We start from the raw sequence: 16,807 nt of genomic DNA on the forward strand, positions 1-16,807 counted from the left end.
CCCGCCCCGCCGCTCCCGCCGACACCTCAGCCACCGCCTCCGCCGGCGTTCGCATATGGCCCGACGGCGCCGCCACCGCCGGCTCCAGCCCAACCCACGCGCCCTCCGGGACCGGCGCAGCCACGACCGGACATACCGCAGTCAGCGATGCCGCCGCACCCGCCGATGCGCCCGCTCGCACCGCCCCATCCGGCGCGGAAACCGCCGCAATCCGCGCCATCCGATGTCCCGGTCCCACCGAGCGTTCGGGCCGAGCGCGCCGTCACCCCCGCAACCGGTTCCGGGGGTGGACCCGCCGACCACGGCTGGCGACGCCTCGTTCGGGTGGTGTCCTTCGGCCTGATCAATCCCGGTCCGTCCGCCGCGCAACGCGAGGCAGCCGATTTCGAAGCCGTCATACGAACCGCCCTGCGCGGTAGCCACAAGGTCGGCGTCCTGGGCAAGGGCGGCGTCGGCAAGACCTCGGTGGCGGCCAGCATCGGATCCATTTTCGCCGAACTGCGCCAGCGGGACCGCGTGGTGGCGATCGACGCCGATACCGCCTTCGGCCGGTTGAGCAGCAGGATCGATCCGGCCGCGCATGGGTCGTTCTGGGATCTGACCGCAGCCAAAGACCTGCCGTCGTTCGCCGACATAGTCGCTCGGCTGGGCCGTAACTCCGTGGGCCTGCACGTGCTACCGGGCGAACCAATGGCCGGGGCGCGCAGGGTGCTCGACCCTGCGATCTACCGGGAGGCCGCGCTGCGGCTGGACCGCCATTTCGCGATCTCGGTGATCGACTGCGGTTCGACGATGGACGCCCCACTGACCCAGGAAGTGCTGCGCGACCTCGATGCGCTGATAGTGGTGTCTTCGCCGTGGGCGGACGGGGCCTCCGCTGCGGCCAAGACCATGGAATGGCTATCGGACCGCAGGCTGACGGATCTGTTGCGGCGCAGCATCGTGGTGCTCAACGACTCCGATGGCCATTCCGACAAACGCACCCGCTCGGTGCTTGCCCGCGAGTTCGTCGAGCACGGGCAGCGGGTGGTCGAGGTGCCCTTCGATCCACATCTGAGGCCAGGCGGCGTCATCGACGTGCGCCACGATCTGGCGCCGGCGACGCGGCTGAAATTTCTGCAGATCGCGGCGATCATCGTGGAGTATTTCGCATCGCGACCCGACGAGCGCCGAGCCCCGCGCCCTGAGGCGGCGACGCCGGCGCACTGACCGCCGGCGGGCTGAGCCCGACTCGGCTGCCCGTTTCAGGCCGTTGCTTTCCATGTCGACATACGACCGAACCCGCGAACCCCCGCGGTGAGGCCGGCCAGCCACGCCAGTGGTCCGGTCATGATCAATTCGAGCGCGGTGCGCACGCCGTCCCCGTCTTCGTCGATGCAGCTGCCCACGCTCAATGGACCGGTTTCCAGGCGCTCGATCTCGTGCATGGACTTCGTCCAGGCCGGCCAGCCCTCGACGTCCACGAGCAGTTCCCATCACGTGTGTACCGGATCCGCCACCTCACCTTTCGACCGGCATCGTCGCACCGACGAGCCGGGTGGCTCCGGGTGGCCCGGGACGGTAGGTCGTCGAATCGCGCTCAGGGCGGCCGTCTTTGCCGCTTGCCGGCAGGCAGCGGACAACGAAAACAGCGCGAGAAATCTTTCGATTTCTCGCGCTGTCTACGTGTGGCACCAACTGACCGCCCACCGCACCGCAGACCCCTCGAAGCAGCGGCTCGGATTGCGGCAGTCTTATGCCGATTGGGCGACGACCCGCTCGCGCACGGGGTGACCGTTGCGCTCCGCCAGCGACCGCAGTTGGCCCAGCGCGAACGCCCGGGCCCGGCCTGACTCAGGAATTACCACACCGGCCCAAAGACCTTCCGCGCCCGGGGATTCGACGGCGTCCCGGGCGCACGCCCAGCGCCGCGGGCAGGCCCGGCACATCGCCTTGGCCTCGTTGTCGGGTGTCGTTGTCCAGCGGTCGGGGTCCTGCGTGCAGACGCCCAGCGGGACCTCGTACAGAGCCGTTGCGGTCATATCGTTGCGCTCCTCTTAAAGCGTTGCAGGTCGGTAGCCTCCCGCGGAGTAGCGTATAGCACTAACCGTTGCAGTGCAACAGTTGGCGTCGGCGGCCCGCACCGAAGCGCGCTACGGCTGCCCCGAGTGATTCCTCCAGACGTCACCGATTCGTCCCACCACCTGGCCTTACATTCGGAAGATCGGGTGCTCCCGACGGCGGGGCGGCGTCCAAACCGAGCCAACCCATTGCGCAAACCATTACGGCTTGCAATACTTTTGCGAGGCAGAACCGTAGCGTTTACCGCGGTTCCGCCGCAGCAGTACCGGCGTCAACCCCCTGCGGCCATGGTCCGAAAAACGTAGCGAAAGCGTAGCGTTGGAAGGGCGCAACGGTTAGGATGGTGGTCGGCGGAAGGCGTGTCCTGCTGCCCGCACCGGTACCCGCCAGCTAGGACGAGCCCCGAAAGAGCGAGGAAGCGACGCAGATGCCCAACGCCGATTCACCCGTCGGGCCGGCTCTGCTGGTCGCCCACAGCGGCGAACCGTCGCACGCGAGCGCCCCCGACCGTGATGTCATGACCATCGATCGCACACCCCAAGCCGGTGTCCAGGTTGACGATCCAGACGTTTCGCAGGCACATCTGCGCGCAGTGTCCGAAGATGGACCGTGGCGCATCCTCGGCACCGGCCCGAGCGGTATGTTCGTCGACGGACGACGCAAAGGATCTGTGACCGTCAGCGACAAGACCATCGTCCGGTTCGGCGATCCCACTGGAGGCAAGGCGTTGACGTTCGAAGTCGTCAGGCCGTCGAATTCGCCTGAAGAGCAGCGCCGTGAACAACGACCGGCGGACCAGTCGGATGGCCAGACCAGCGAACTCGATCCCGGCGTGGTCCGCGCCGGTGCGGCCGCCGCGGCAAGACGGCGTGAGCTCGACATCAGTCAGCGCAGCCTCGCGGCCGACGGGATCATCAATGCGGGCGCATTGATCGCCTTCGAGAAAGGCCGTAGCTGGCCGCGGGAACGGACCCGGGCCAAGCTCGAGGAAGTGCTGCAATGGCCGCCCGGGACCATCGCCCGGATCCGCCAGGGCGAGCCCGCCGGGCAGCAGCCGGCGGTACCGACCTTCGAGGCAGATGCCGAGGCGCAGCCCGCCGAGGGCCCGGCATCGTTGATCGCGCAGGCGGTGGCGGCGGCCGTCGACACCTGCAGCCTGGCCATCGCCGCGTTACCGCCGCCCGAGGACCCCGAGTTCACCGAGCGGGCAGCGCCGATCCTCGCCGATTTGCGCCAACTCGAAGCCATCGCCGTGCAGGCGACTCGCATCAGTCGTATTACCCCCGAACTGATCAAGGCACTGGGCGCGGTGCGCCGCTACCACGACAAATTGATGACGCTGGGGGCCACCGCCCCGGGAGCCACGCTGGCGCAGCGTTTATATGCCGCGCGCCGGCGGGCCAACCTTTCCGCTTCCGAAACTGCACAGGCAGCCGGAGTGGCAGAAGAAATGATTGTCCGCGCCGAAGCCGAGGAGGCTTTGCCAGCCGAAGCCGCCGAGGCAATCGAAGCGCTTATCCGTCAAATCAATTGAGTCGACTCCGGGGGCCGCAACACAATGGAGCGCTCGAGTTCAATCGTCCGGGGAACGGCACCGTCGCCCGGTCGGCCGGCTATGCGGTCGCGTCAGGCGCCGCGCCCGAAATCGCCCGGCTCACCAAAAAATTCGTGCATCTACCGCCACCACAGCGCTGCTAAGCTCAACGTGCGGCGTAAAGGTGCACAAAAGTCAGTGCACAGGATCAGCGAGTGTGAGGAAAGACGTAAATGAACGGCAGCGACCTTTGCAAGAACACCAGTAACTTCATTTGGGGCCAGTTGCTCTTGCTCGGCGAGGGCATCCCCGACCCGGGTGATGTCTTCAACTCGGGCGCGACGCTGTTCAAGCAAATCAGCGACAAGATCGGGCTCGCCATTCCGGGCACCAACTGGATCGGCCAAGCCGCCGACGCCTATTTGAAGCAGAACATTGCGCAGCAACTTCGCGCAAAGGTGATGGGCGACATCGACTCTTTGACCGGCAACATGATTTCAAACCAGGCCAAGTACGTGTCCAACACGCGCGACGTCCTGCGGGCGATGAAGAAGATGATCGACGGCGTCTACAAGGTCTGCAAGGGGCTGGAAAAGGTTCCGCTGCTGGGTTGGCTGTGGTCGTGGCAGCTCGCACTCCCGATGTCCGGCATTGCCATGGCTGTCGTCGGCGGTGCACTGCTGTACCTGACGATCATGACGCTGATGAACGCGACCAACCTGAAGGGTCTTCTCGGCAGGCTGATCGAGATGTTGACCACCCTGCCCAAATTCCCGGGTCTGCCGATCCCCAGCATCCCCGACATCATCGACGGCCTGTGGCCGCCGAAACTGCCCGACATCCCGATCCCGGGCCTTCCCGACATCCCGGGCCTGCCGGACTTCAAGTGGCCGCCCGTCCCGGGCATACCGGACTTCAACTTGCCGATTCCGGGTCTGCCCGAGTTCGAGTGGCCGTCCATCCCGGGCCTGCCCGACTTCGGCTTGCCCAACCTGCCCGGTCTGCCCGGCCTGCCCGGCCTGCCCGGCCTGCCGAGCTTCCCCGGCTTGCCAATCCCCGGATTCCCGAGCCTGCCCGGGCTGCCCAGCATCCCCAACTTGTTCCCCGGCTTGCCGAGCCTGGGCGACTTGATCCCGGGAATCGGCAACCTCGGCAAGTTGCCGACCTGGACGGAGTTGGCCGCCCTGCCCGATTTCCTGGGCGGCTTCGCGGGCCTGCCCAGCCTCAGCTTCAGCGACCTGATGTCGTTTGCCCAACTGCCCAACGTCAGTTCGCTCACGGCAACGATGGGTCAGCTGCAACACCTGGTGGCAGCCGGCGGTGGGCCGGGCCAGCTCGGCAGCATGGCCGGCCAACAGGCGCAGATGATCTCCTCGCAGGCCCAGCAGGGCGGCCAGCAGCAACAGGCCACCCTCGTCAGCGACAAGAAAGAAGAAGACGAGGAAGGCGCGGCCGCTGGAGCCGGTGCCGAGCGCGCGCCGATCGACGCCGGAGCCGCCGGCGGCCAGCAGCGGCAGGGTCCTCCGCCCAGGCCCGCGCCGAGTAGTGGGCTGGTTTGATGCGCCTGCCACATCAAAGCCAAGCGCACCAAAGCCATAGCGAGTAAAAAGAAGAACGTAGAGGAAAGGTCCACCCCATGACTGGAATACTCGGCGTCGTACCGTCATTCCTGAAGGTACTGGCGGGTATGCAGAACGAAATCGCCGGCCAACTCAAATCGGCCACCTCGGTGGTCGGTGGAGTCAGCCAGCGAGTCCAAATCACCCACGGTTCGTTCACGTCGAAATTCAACGACACGCTGCAACAGTTCGAGACGACCCGCAACAGCACCGGCACGGGGCTGCAAGGGGTCACCAGCGGGCTGGCCAACAATCTGATCTCGGCGGCCGGGGCTTACCTCAATTCCGACCAAGGTCTGGCCGGCGTCATCGACAAGATCTTCGGTTGATATGACCGGTCCGCTCGCTACCGGCCGCGCGGGCCTCGTCGACGACGTCGTCGGCGTCGAGGTCACCATCGACGGCATGCTGGTACTCGCGGACCGGTTGCACCTGGTCGATTTCCCAGTGGCGCTGGGCATCCGGCCGAACATTCCGCAAGACGACCTGCGGGAAGTCGTCTGGGACCAGGTGCGGCGTGACCTCACCGCGCAAGGCGTGCTGGACCACAACGGCTACCCGCATCCGACGGTCGCCTCGATGGTGGACACCCTGAGCCGGCCGGACCGCACCCTCGAAGCTCGCTGGTGGCGCCGCGATGTCGGCGGCGTCATGGTGCGATTTGTGGTGTGCCGCAAGGACGATCGTCATGTCATCGCGGTGCGCAACGGTGACCTGCTGGTGTTACAGCTGGTGGCCCCGCAGGTCGGCCTGGCGGGCATGGTGACTGCCGTGCTGGGTACCGCGGACCCCGCGAACGTGGAACCGCTGACGGGCATCGCGAGCGAACTGGCCGAGTGCACCACCGCGGCTCAGCTGACCCGGTACGGCCTGGCGCCGACCGCGGCCCGCATCTACACCGAGATCGTGAGCAATCCGGACAGCTGGGTGGAAATCGTCGCGAGCCAACGCCATCCGGGGGGCACGACGACGCACACCAAGGCAGCCGCCGGTGTTCTCGACTCGACGCACGGCAGGCTGGTCTCACTTCCCCGCATCGTCAGCGGTGAACTGTACGGCAGTTTTCTCCCGGGCACGCCGCAGAACCTGCAGCGCGCGTTGGACGCCCTGGTGGAGCTTCTCCCAGCGGGCTCCTGGTTAGATCACGCCTCGGATCACATCCAAGCCTCTGCCCGAGGCTGACTGCTCAATCTCCGTCACGAGTCAGAAAGGGAGCCATAGTGGACCTGCCCGGGAACGACTACGTCAGCGACGATTTCGACGCGCTGGATTTCACCGCCGGTGCCGCCGAGGAATCCTCACTTGACGCGCTCGATGAGTACGCGCCGTCCGAGCCGGCGGACACCGGAGCAGACCTGGACGCCCTGCACGGGCTGACCGAGAAGGAAGAAGAGTCCGAGCTCGAGGTGTTCACGGTGACCAACCCGCAGGGCAGCGTGTCGGTCACGGCGATGATGGGCGGCATGATCCAGAAGATCACGGTGACCGACAAAGCGTCGCGCATGACCGAATCAGGGCTTGCCGAAGAGATCTTCGTCATCGCCGACCTGGCCCGGCAAAAGGCCCGGGCAGCCCAGCACACCTTCATGATGGAGAGCATGAATGAATTGGCGGGCGACGGAGAGGAGGCGAATGCCCTGCTTCGCGAGTTCGTGGGGATGACGCTGAATCTGCCGACGCCCGAAGAAGCCGCCGCGGCCGAAGCCGAGGTGTTCGCCACTCGCTACGAGGTCGATTACACCTCTCGGTACAACGAACGGTGATAGATGACTGATCGCCTGGCCGGTCTGTTCGAAAGTGCCGTCGGCATGCTGCCGTTGTCAGAGGCACGGTCGCTGGACCTGTTCACCGAAATCACCAATGACGACGAGTCGGCGTGCGATGCGTGGGTCGGCCGGATCAGATGCGGTGACCTCGACCGGGTGACGCTGTTCCGGGCCTGGTATTCGCGCCGGAACTTCGGCCGATTGGCGGGTTCGGCGCAGATATCGATGAGCACCCTGGGCGCCAGAGTCCCCATCGGCGGCCTGTACGGAGATATCACCTACCCCGTCGCATCGCCGCTGGCCATTACCATGGGTTTCGCCGCATCCGAAGCGGCCCAAGGCAATTACGCCGACGCCATGGAGGCCATCGAGGCCAGCGCGGTCGCCGGGTCCGAGCATCTGGTGTCGTGGCTCAAAGCCGTGATCTACGGCGCCGCCGAGCGCTGGACCGATGTGATCGACGAAGTCAAGAGCGGCGCTAAGTGGCCGGACAAGTTCTTGGCGGGGGCTGCCGGTGTGGCGCACGGTGTGGCGGCGGCAAACCTGGGCTTGTTCACCGAAGCCGAACGCCGCCTCGCTGAGGCCAACGACTCGCCGGCCGGTGAAGCGTGCGCACGCGCCATCGCCTGGTATCTGGCCATGGCGCGTCGCTCCCAGGGCAACGAAGACGCCGCGGTGGCGCTGCTGGAATGGTTGCAGACCACTCATCCGGATCCGAAAGTGTCAGCGGCGCTGAAGAATTCATCGTATCGTTTGAAGACGACCACGGCCGAGCAGATCGCCTCCCGCTCCGACCCGTGGGATCCGGGCAGCGTGGTGACCGACAACTCCGGTCGCGAGCGGCTGCTGGCCGAAGCCCAGGCCGAGCTGGACCGCCAAATCGGACTCACCCGCGTCAAGGCTCAGATCGAGCGGTACCGCGCGGCGACCATGATGGCCCGGGTTCGGGCTGCCAAGGGGATGAAGATCGCCCAGCCTAGCAAGCACATGATCTTCACCGGGCCGCCCGGTACCGGCAAGACCACGATCGCCCGGGTGGTGGCCAACATTCTGGCCGGTTTGGGTGTCATCGCCGAACCCAAGCTGGTCGAGACGTCGCGCAAGGACTTCGTCGCCGAGTACGAAGGGCAGTCGGCGGTCAAGACCGCCAAGACGATCGATCAGGCCCTAGGCGGCGTGCTGTTCATCGACGAGGCCTACGCGCTGGTCCAGGAACGGGATGGACGCACCGACCCGTTCGGGCAGGAAGCGATGGACACGCTGCTGGCCCGCATGGAAAACGACCGTGACCGGCTGGTGGTGATCATCGCCGGTTACAGTTCGGACATCGACCGGCTGCTGGAAACAAACGAGGGCCTGCGGTCCCGCTTCGCCACCCGCATCGAGTTCGACACCTACAGCCCCGAAGAGCTCCTGGAGATCGCGAAAGTTATTGCCACTGCCAATGATTCGACGCTGAGCGCCGAAGCCGCCGATGAGTTCCTGCGGGCCGCCAAGGTGCTGCACGAGCGGACGTTGCGCGGGCGCCCGGCCCTCGACATCGCCGGGAACGGCCGCTACGCACGGCAATTGGTCGAAGCCGCCGAGCAATACCGGGACATGCGCCTGGCGCAGGGCATCGACATCGAATCTCTGGATGTGGACCGGCTGCAAGAGATCAACGGCGCAGATATGGCCGAGGCGATCGCCTCTGTGCATGCGCACCTCAACATGAGAGAGTGAACCATGGGGCTTCGCCTCACCACCAAGGTTCAGGTCAGCGGCTGGCGCTTCCTGCTTCGCCGCCTCGAGCACGCCATCGTGCGGCGCGACACCCGCATGTTCGATGATCCGCTGCAGTTCTACAGCCGTTCGGTCGGACTCGGCATCGTCATCGCGGTCTTGATCCTGCTTGGCGCTGGGCTGCTGGCCTTCTTCAAACCTCAGGGAAAGCTCGGCGCCAGCAGCCTTCTCACCGACCGGGCGACCAACCAGCTGTATGTGATCGTGTCGGGACAGTTGCATCCCGTCTACAACCTGACCTCGGCGCGGCTGGTGCTGGGTAACCCGGCCAGCCCCGCGACCGTGAAGTCCTCGGAACTGAGCAGGATGCCGTTGGGTCAGACCATCGGGATCCCCGGCGCGCCTTACGCCACACCGGTTTCGGGGGACACCACCTCGACGTGGACGCTGTGCGACACCGTCGTCCGGCCCGGCGCCGCCTCCGCCGCGGTTCAGACGTCGGTCCTGGTGATGCCGTTGCTGATCGATTCGTCGATAAACCCGATCGAGGCCAACGAGGCAACGCTGGCAACATACCAGGGTCAAACCTGGATCGTCACTGCCAAGGGTCGCCACTCGATCGACCTCAGCGACCGCGCCCTCACCTCAGCCATGGGGATACCCGTCACCGCCCAGCCGGTCCCGATGTCGGAGGGCATGTTCAATGCCTTGCCCGCGATGGGCGCCTGGCAGCTGCCGCCCATACCGGGCGCGGGAACACCGAATACCCTTGGGCTGCCGGATGATCTGGTGATCGGCTCGGTGTTTCAGATCCACACCGACAAAGGGCCGCAATACTACGTGGTGCTGCCCGACGGCATCGCCGCGGTGAACGCGACGACGGCGGCGGCGCTGCGCGCGACCCAGTCGCACGGACTGGTGGCACCCCCCGCGGTCGTGCCGAGCCTGGTCGTGCGCATTCCCGAACGCGTTTACGACTCGCCGCTGCCAGCCGAGCAGCTCAACATCATGTCCCGGCCGGACGAACCCGCCCTGTGCTGGATGTGGGAACGCAGAGCCGGAGATCAGTCGCCGAAGACGACGGTCCTGTCCGGACGGCATCTGCCGATCCCGCCGTCGGCCATGAACAGCGGTATCAAGCAGATCCAGGGCACCGCAACGGTGTACATCGACGGTGGCAAGTTCGTCCAGTTGCAGTCCCCGGATCCCCGCTACGGCGAATCGATGTATTACATCGACCCGGAGGGGGTGCGCTACGGGGTCCCCAACGCCGATTCCGCCAAGGCGCTGGGCCTGGGTTCCCCGAAAACCGCTCCCTGGGAGGTGGTTCGGCTACTGGTTGACGGGCCGGTGCTGTCCAAAGACGCCGCCCTGTTAGAGCACGAAACGCTTCCCGCCGATCCCAATCCACGAAAAGTTCCCGCCGGAACACCCGGAGTCCCCTGATGACGACGAAGAAATTCACCCCGACCATCACTCGCGGCCCACGGCTGACCCCGGGCGAGATCAGCCTCACGCCACCCGACGATCTCGGTATCGACATTCCGCCCTCGGGCGTTCAGAAGGTCCTGCCCTACGTGATGGGTGGCGCCATGCTCGGCATGATCGCGATCATGTTCGCCGGCGGTAGGCAGCTGTCGCCCTACATGCTGATGATGCCGCTGATGATGATCGTGATGATGGTCGGCTCCCTGGCCGGGGGTTCCGGCGGGGGCGGCAAGAAGGTGCCGGAAATCAACGCCGACCGCAAGGAATATCTGCGTTATCTGGCCGGGCTCCGCGGACGCGTGACGTCCTCGGCCACCTCCCAGGTCGCGTTCTTCGGTTACCACGCCCCGCATCCCGACGATCTGCTGTCACTCGTCGGCACCCAGCGGCAGTGGTCGCGACCGGCCAACAGCGACTTTTATGCGGCCACCCGGATCGGGATCGGCGACCAGCCGGCGGTGGACCGATTGTTGAAACCGGCCGTCGGCGGCGAGCTGGCTGCGGCCTCCGCGGCACCGCAACCGTATCTCGAGCCCGTCAGCCACATGTGGGTGGTCAAATTCCTGCGCACCCATGGGCTGATCCACGACTGCCCGAAACTGCTGCAGTTGCGCACCTTTCCCACCATCGCGGTCGGCGGCGCGCGGCCGGGCGCCGACCGGCTGCTGACAGCCATGATCTGCCATCTGGCGGTGTTCCATCCGCCGGACCTGTTGCAGATCCGGGTTCTCACCGAGAATCCGGAGGATCCCGATTGGTCCTGGCTCAAATGGTTGCCGCACGTTCAGCATCAGACCGATACCGACGCCGCCGGGCCGGTCCGGATGATCTACACGCGCCCGGACGGTCTGGCCGACCTGGCCGCGCGCGGGCCGCACGCCCCCGACACGCTTCCCACCGGCCCCTACGTCGTCGTAGTGGACCTCACCGGCGGCAAGGCCGGATTCCCTCCCGACGGCCGGGCCGGTGTCACGGTGCTCACCCTGGGCAACCACCGCGGCTCGGCTTACCGCATCCGGGTCGCCGAGGACGGGACCGCTGACGACCGGCTGCCGGGCCAGCAGTTTCGCCTGGTGACCTCGGTCGCCGACAGTATGTCGCCGCAAGAAGCGGCCCGACTGGCCCGCAAGCTGGCCGGCTGGTCCATCACGGGCACCATCCTGGACAAGACGTCACGCGTCCAGAAGAAGGTCGCCACCGAATGGCATCAGCTGGTGGGCGCCAAGACCGTCGAGGAGATCACCCCTGCCCGCTGGCGGATGTACACCGACACCGACCGTGATCGGCTCAAGATCCCCTTCGGTCACGAACTCAAGACCGGCAACGTCATGTACCTGGATATCAAGGAGGGTGCGGAATTCGGCGGCGGGCCGCACGGCATGCTGATCGGCACCACCGGTTCCGGGAAATCCGAGTTTCTGCGCACCCTGATCCTGTCGTTGGTGGCCATGACCCACCCGGATCAGGTCAACCTGCTGCTCACCGACTTCAAGGGCGGCTCGACCTTCCTGGGGATGGAAAAGCTGCCACACACCGCCGCCGTCATCACCAACATGGCGGAAGAAGCCGAGCTCGTCAGCCGGATGGGCGAGGTGTTGACCGGCGAACTGGACCGCCGGCAGTCAATTCTGCGTCAGGCCGGGATAAAGGTCGGCGCGTCCGGCGCCCTCTCCGGGGTCGCCGAGTACGAGAAGTACCGGGAACGCGGGGCCGATCTTCCGCCGCTGCCAACGCTTTTCGTGGTCGTGGACGAGTTCGCCGAGCTGCTGCAAAGTCATCCCGACTTCATCGGTCTGTTCGACCGGATCTGCCGGGTGGGTCGGTCACTGCGGGTGCATCTGTTGCTGGCCACCCAGTCGCTGCAGACCGGCGGTGTTCGCATCGACAAGCTCGAACCCAACCTGACCTACCGAATCGCGTTGCGCACCACCAGCTCTCATGAGTCCAAGGCGGTGATAGGCACCCCAGAAGCGGTCTACATCACCAACAAAGAGAGCGGTGTCGGGTTCCTGCGGGTGGGCATGGAAGACCCCGTCAAGTTCAGCACGTTCTATATCAGTGGGCCGTATGTTCCGCCGGCGGGGGTCGACGTCAATGGCGACGGCAGTAAGGCCGGTCCGCACATTCCCAAGCAGGCCTTGAAAATTCGATCGTTCACTGCGGCCCCGGTGCTTGAGGAGGCCTTGACGTCATGACCAATACGGAGACACGGACGTTGCGCGAGGTCATCCTGGACCAACTCAGCACCGCCGAGTCGCGGGCGTACAAGATGTGGCTGCCGCCGCTGATCGATCCGACCCCGCTCAACGAGCTCATCGCCCGCGACCGGCACCAACCGCTGCGCTTTGCCCTGGGCATCATGGATGAACCGCGCCGCCACCTCCAAGACGTCTGGGGCGTCGACGTATCCGGCGCCGGCGGGAACATCGGTATCGGCGGCGCACCGCAGACCGGGAAGTCCACCCTGCTGCAGACGCTGGTGATGTCGGCGGCTGCCACCCACTCTCCGCGCAATGTCCAGTTCTATTGCATCGACCTCGGCGGCGGCGGACTGATCTATCTGGAAAACCTGCCGCACGTCGGCGGGGTGGCCAGCCGCTCCGAGCCCGACAAGGTCGCCCGGGTGGTCGCGGAGATGCAATCCGTGCTGCGGCAACGAGAAACCACATTCAAGGAACACCGGGTGGGCTCTATTGCCATGTACCGGCAGCTGCGTGACGATCCGAACCGGCCCGTCGCGGCCGACCCCTATGGTGACGTATTTCTGATCATCGACGGGTGGCCGGCCTTCGTCAGTGAGTTTCCGGACCTGGAAATGCAGGTCCAGGACCTGGCCGCGCAGGGACTGTCGTTCGGCGTGCACGTGATCATCTCGACGCCCCGGTGGACGGAGCTGAAGTCACGCGTCCGCGACTACCTGGGCACCAAGATCGAGTTCCGGCTCGGCGACGTCAACGAAACCCAGATCGACCGGATTGCCCGCGAGATCCCGGCGAATCGTCCCGGCCGGGCGGTGTCGATGGAAAAGCACCACTTGATGATCGGGGCGCCCAGGTTGGACGGCGTGCACAGCGCCGAGAACCTGGTGGAGGCGATGACCGCCGGGGTGGCGCAGATCGCGGCCCAGCACACCGACCAGGCACCGCCGGTCCGGGTCCTGCCCGAACGGATTCACCTGTACGAGCTCGACCCGAACCCGCCCGGGCCGGAGGCCGATTACCGCACTCGCTGGGAGATCCCGATCGGATTGCGCGAGACGGACCTATCGGTGGCGCAAGCCCACATGCACTCGAACCCGCACCTGTTGATTTTCGGTGCGGCCAAGTCCGGCAAGACCACCATTGCCCACGCCATCGCCCAAGCGATCTGTGCCCGCAACAGTCCCGATCAGGTGCGATTCATGCTCGCGGACTACCGCTCGGGCCTGCTTGACGCGGTGCCCGATAGCCACCTGCTTTCCGCCGGCGCGATCAACCGCAACAGCGCAAGCTTGGACGAGGCGGTCAAAGCCCTGGCAGCCAACTTGAAGAAGCGGCTGCCGCCCACCGACCTGACGACAGCGCAATTGCGCTCGCGTTCCTGGTGGAGCGGATTCGATGTCGTACTCCTGGTTGATGATTGGCACATGATTGTGGGTGCCGCCGGCGGCATGCCCCCAATGGCACCACTGGCACCGTTATTGCCGGCTGCGACAGATATCGGGCTGCACATCATTGTGACCTGCCAGATGAGCCAGGCATACAAGGCGACCATGGACAAGTTCGTGGGCGCAGCATTCGGGTCGGGCGCCCCCACAATGTTCCTTTCGGGCGAGAAGCAGGAATTCCCGTCGAGCGAGTTCAAGGTCAAGCGCAGGCCCCCTGGCCAGGCATTTCTGGTCTCACCGGAAGGTAAAGAGGTCATCCAGGCCCCCTACATCGAGCCTCCAGAAGAAGTGTTCGCAGCACCCCCAACACCCGGTTAAGATTATTTCAATCGCGGCGAGGAGGTCCCGAGACCGCGGCAATCGGAGCCCAGCGCGGTGCTCTTCGTCGGGGTTTGTTTCCGGCTATAACTAAAAGTTTTGACGGCTAGACGGCAAATACCAGGAGAAGAAGTCGGCAAATGGAAGAAATGTCCCACGCCGCCGCGGCTGCCGACATTGGCGGGCAAGTGAGCGATAGCGCGCTCGGTGGTGTGGCAGCTGGTGCGACGGCGGTGACGTCGGTGACCGGGCTGGTGCCCGCAGGCGCCGACGAGGTCTCGGCCCAGGCGGCCGCGGCGTTCGCCTCCGCGGGCGTGCGCATGCTGGCTTCCAACAACTCGGCCCAGGCCGAATTGCAACGGGCCGCAGACGCGGTCCAGGACATCGCCCGGACTTATTCGCAAGTCGACGGCGGCGCCGCGGGCGTCATCGCATAACAGGTCAACCAACCGACAGAGACACCGCAACCAGAAGGAGTGATCGCCATGTGGTGGCACGCAATGCCGCCGGAGCTGAACACCGCGCGGCTGATGGCCGGCGCGGGCCCGGCTCCGATGCTGGCCGCAGCCACGGGCTGGGCGGCGTTCGCGGCCGCCCTGGACGCTCAGGCCGTCGAATTGACCGCTCGCTTGAACTCGCTGGGTGAAGCGTGGACCGGCGGAAGCAGCGACAAGGCCATCGCGGCCGCCCTGCCGATGGTGACCTGGCTGCAGACCGCCTCAACGCAGGCCAAGACGCGGGGCCTGCAGGCCGCGGCGCAGGCGGCCGCATACACGCAGGCGATGGCGACCACGCCGTCGCTGGCCGAGATCGCGGCAAACCACATCACCACCGCGATTCTGATGGCGACCAATTTCTTCGGCATCAACACCGTGCCCATCGCCTTCAACGAGATGGACTACTTCATCCGCATGTGGACTCAGGCCGCCCTAGCGATGGACGTCTACCAGGCCGAGACCCTGGCTAACACGCTTTTCGAAAAGCTCGAGCCGATGACCGCGATCCTCGATCCGAGTATGAGCGGCCAGAGCATGGCGGCGAGCCCGGTCTTCGATATGGCGTCACAGGTCACCGGCGTACCGGGCAGCCAGCTGCAGCAGACGGCTGCGCAGCTCGCCGAGGCGAGCGGGCCCATGCAGCAGCTGACCCAACCGATGCAGCAGATGACGTCGATGTTCAGCCAGACCGGCGGCATGGCCGGCAGCAATCCGGCCGACGACGAGGCTGTGCAGATGGGCCTGGTCGGCACCAGTCCGCTGTCCAACCACCCGCTGGCCGGCGGATCCGGCGCCAGTATGGGGGCGGGATTGCTGCGCGGGGAGGCGCTGCCGGGCGCCGGCGGGACATTGTCCCGCACGCCGCTCATGAGCGAGCTGCTCGACAAGCCTGTCGGCCCGGCGGTGCAACCCGCCGCTGCTGCAGGGTCGTCGGCGAGCAGCGGAGCGGCCCCGGTGGGTGCCGGCGCGATGGGACAGGGAGCACAAAGCGGCGGTTCTTCCCGACCTGGCCTGGCCGCACCAGCCACGCTCATCCAGGAGCGCAACGACGAAGACGACTGGGACGACGAGGACGACTGGTGAGCGTCGCCGCAGACAACAGACTTCCCGGCCACCCGGGCCGGAAGACTTGCCAACATTTTGGCGAGGAAAAGAAAGAGAGAAAGTAGTCCAGCATGGCAGAGATGAAGACCGATGCCGCTACCCTCGCGCAGGAGGCAGGTAACTTCGAGCGGATCTCCGGTGACCTGAAGACTCAGATCGACCAGGTCGAGTCAACCGCTGCTTCGCTGCAGGCGCAATGGCGTGGTGCGGCGGGAACGGCGGCCCAGGCCGCGGTGGTGCGCTTCCAAGAGGCGGCCAACAAACAAAAGGCGGAGCTCGAAGAAATTTCGACGAACATTCGTCAGGCCGGCGTCCAATACTCGAAGGCCGACGAGGAGCAGCAGCAGGCGCTGTCCTCACAAATGGGCTTCTGACCCCCTAATTACCACAAAGAAACGGAGCAATAGGACATGACAGAGCAGCAGTGGAATTTCGCGGGCATCGAGGCCGCGGCCAGCGCAATTCAGGGGAATGTCACCAGCATTCATTCCCTTCTCGATGAGGGCAAGCAGTCTTTGACCAAACTGGCTGCGGCCTGGGGCGGTAGCGGTTCGGAGGCCTACCAGGGCGTCCAGCAGAAGTGGGACGCCACCGCTCAGGAGCTGAACAGCGCGCTGCAGAACCTCTCGCGCACCATCAGCGAGGCCGGTCAGGCCATGGCCTCGACCGAGGGCAACGTGACGGGGATGTTCGCATAGGTAACACCCTATTCGCGTACAATACCGAAGCACGAGATCGGGCGAGTTCAACCCTTTGGGGATCTCGCCCCTTCTCGTGCTTTGTCCTATTATTGGCGAACTTCTGAGAGGTTCTCATGCCGGCCGACTATGACAAACTCTTTCGGCCCGCTGAAGGTTCGGAGCCTCCAGAAGAAGAGGGCACGGAATCGTACTTCGATGCGAGATCGCCGTATCCACCACCCGCCAAACCTAATGGCGACACTCCCGCGACGCCGATCGACTGGTCGCAGCCGTTTCCCCCGGCCGCGGCGACACCGCCCCCACCGCCGGTAGAGACGCCACCGCCACCACCGAAACCGCCGCTGCCCCCCA

The 16,807-nt window shown here is 65.7% G+C and carries 17 protein-coding genes; 15 read left to right on the forward strand and 2 right to left on the reverse strand.

Annotated features, from left to right (window positions below):
• The coding region (locus EET03_RS27005) for a MinD/ParA family ATP-binding protein (RefSeq protein WP_425271564.1) at positions 1-1,209 on the forward strand (1,209 nt) is incomplete at its 5' end.
• A 35-nt stretch (positions 1,210-1,244) separates the two neighbouring features.
• On the opposite strand, the gene EET03_RS27010 is transcribed toward EET03_RS27005, so the two are convergent.
• Positions 1,245-1,463, reverse strand: a complete 219-nt coding sequence (locus EET03_RS27010; protein ID WP_075543647.1) for an SRPBCC family protein — start codon at positions 1,461-1,463, stop codon at positions 1,245-1,247.
• A gap of 270 nt (positions 1,464-1,733) precedes the next feature.
• Positions 1,734-2,021, reverse strand: coding sequence for a WhiB family transcriptional regulator (locus EET03_RS27015; RefSeq protein WP_075543648.1), 288 nt, complete (start codon positions 2,019-2,021; stop codon positions 1,734-1,736).
• A gap of 467 nt (positions 2,022-2,488) precedes the next feature.
• On the opposite strand from EET03_RS27015, the gene espM reads away from it, so the two are divergent.
• From espM to EET03_RS32550, 14 genes are all read left to right on the forward strand, one after another.
• On the forward strand, positions 2,489-3,595 hold the full coding sequence (espM, locus tag EET03_RS27020; protein WP_075543649.1) for an ESX-1 type VII secretion system transcriptional regulator EspM: 1,107 nt from the start codon (positions 2,489-2,491) through the stop codon (positions 3,593-3,595).
• 233 nt (positions 3,596-3,828) lie between these two features.
• Entirely contained in the window at positions 3,829-5,154 is a 1,326-nt protein-coding gene (locus EET03_RS27025; protein WP_075543650.1) for an EspA/EspE family type VII secretion system effector, read from the forward strand.
• A gap of 77 nt (positions 5,155-5,231) precedes the next feature.
• Positions 5,232-5,543 (forward strand): ESX-1 secretion-associated protein, encoded by a 312-nt coding sequence (locus EET03_RS27030; RefSeq protein WP_063472290.1) that lies wholly within the window; start codon positions 5,232-5,234, stop codon positions 5,541-5,543.
• Position 5,544: 1 nt separating this feature from the next.
• A complete protein-coding gene (locus EET03_RS27035; RefSeq protein WP_075543651.1) occupies positions 5,545-6,396 on the forward strand; it encodes an ESX secretion-associated protein EspG in 852 nt (283 codons plus the stop codon).
• A 38-nt stretch (positions 6,397-6,434) separates the two neighbouring features.
• Positions 6,435-6,977 (forward strand): hypothetical protein, encoded by a 543-nt coding sequence (locus EET03_RS27040; protein WP_063472288.1) that lies wholly within the window; start codon positions 6,435-6,437, stop codon positions 6,975-6,977.
• Between the two features lie 3 nt (positions 6,978-6,980).
• A complete protein-coding gene (gene eccA / locus EET03_RS27045; protein ID WP_063472287.1) occupies positions 6,981-8,702 on the forward strand; it encodes a type VII secretion AAA-ATPase EccA in 1,722 nt (573 codons plus the stop codon).
• Between the two features lie 3 nt (positions 8,703-8,705).
• A complete protein-coding gene (gene eccB, locus EET03_RS27050) occupies positions 8,706-10,148 on the forward strand; it encodes a type VII secretion protein EccB (RefSeq protein WP_075543652.1) in 1,443 nt (480 codons plus the stop codon).
• A complete protein-coding gene (gene eccCa, locus EET03_RS27055; RefSeq protein WP_099193849.1) occupies positions 10,148-12,385 on the forward strand; it encodes a type VII secretion protein EccCa in 2,238 nt (745 codons plus the stop codon). The genes eccB and eccCa overlap by 1 nt, the downstream gene beginning before the upstream one ends.
• On the forward strand, positions 12,382-14,154 hold the full coding sequence (eccCb, locus tag EET03_RS27060) for a type VII secretion protein EccCb (RefSeq protein WP_075543654.1): 1,773 nt from the start codon (positions 12,382-12,384) through the stop codon (positions 14,152-14,154). Before eccCa ends, eccCb begins: the two co-directional genes overlap by 4 nt.
• A gap of 140 nt (positions 14,155-14,294) precedes the next feature.
• Positions 14,295-14,591: a PE domain-containing protein gene (locus EET03_RS27065; RefSeq protein ID WP_075543655.1), complete on the forward strand. Its 297-nt coding sequence runs from the start codon at positions 14,295-14,297 to the stop codon at positions 14,589-14,591.
• Positions 14,592-14,639: 48 nt separating this feature from the next.
• Entirely contained in the window at positions 14,640-15,734 is a 1,095-nt protein-coding gene (locus tag EET03_RS27070; protein WP_075543661.1) for a PPE family protein, read from the forward strand.
• A 92-nt stretch (positions 15,735-15,826) separates the two neighbouring features.
• Positions 15,827-16,129: a type VII secretion system ESX-1 WXG100 family target CFP-10 gene (esxB, locus tag EET03_RS27075; protein WP_023368929.1), complete on the forward strand. Its 303-nt coding sequence runs from the start codon at positions 15,827-15,829 to the stop codon at positions 16,127-16,129.
• Positions 16,130-16,165: 36 nt separating this feature from the next.
• The gene (esxA, locus tag EET03_RS27080) at positions 16,166-16,453 is read left to right on the forward strand and encodes a type VII secretion system ESX-1 WXG100 family target ESAT-6 (protein WP_036404596.1); all 288 of its coding nucleotides are present in this window, start codon (positions 16,166-16,168) and stop codon (positions 16,451-16,453) included.
• Between the two features lie 116 nt (positions 16,454-16,569).
• Positions 16,570-16,807: ESX-1 associated ATP-binding protein EpsI N-terminal domain-containing protein (locus EET03_RS32550; protein ID WP_425271565.1), on the forward strand; the 238-nt coding region annotated here is incomplete at its 3' end.

The organism is Mycobacterium innocens (assembly GCF_900566055.1).
GTDB classification, from domain to species: domain Bacteria; phylum Actinomycetota; class Actinomycetes; order Mycobacteriales; family Mycobacteriaceae; genus Mycobacterium; species Mycobacterium innocens.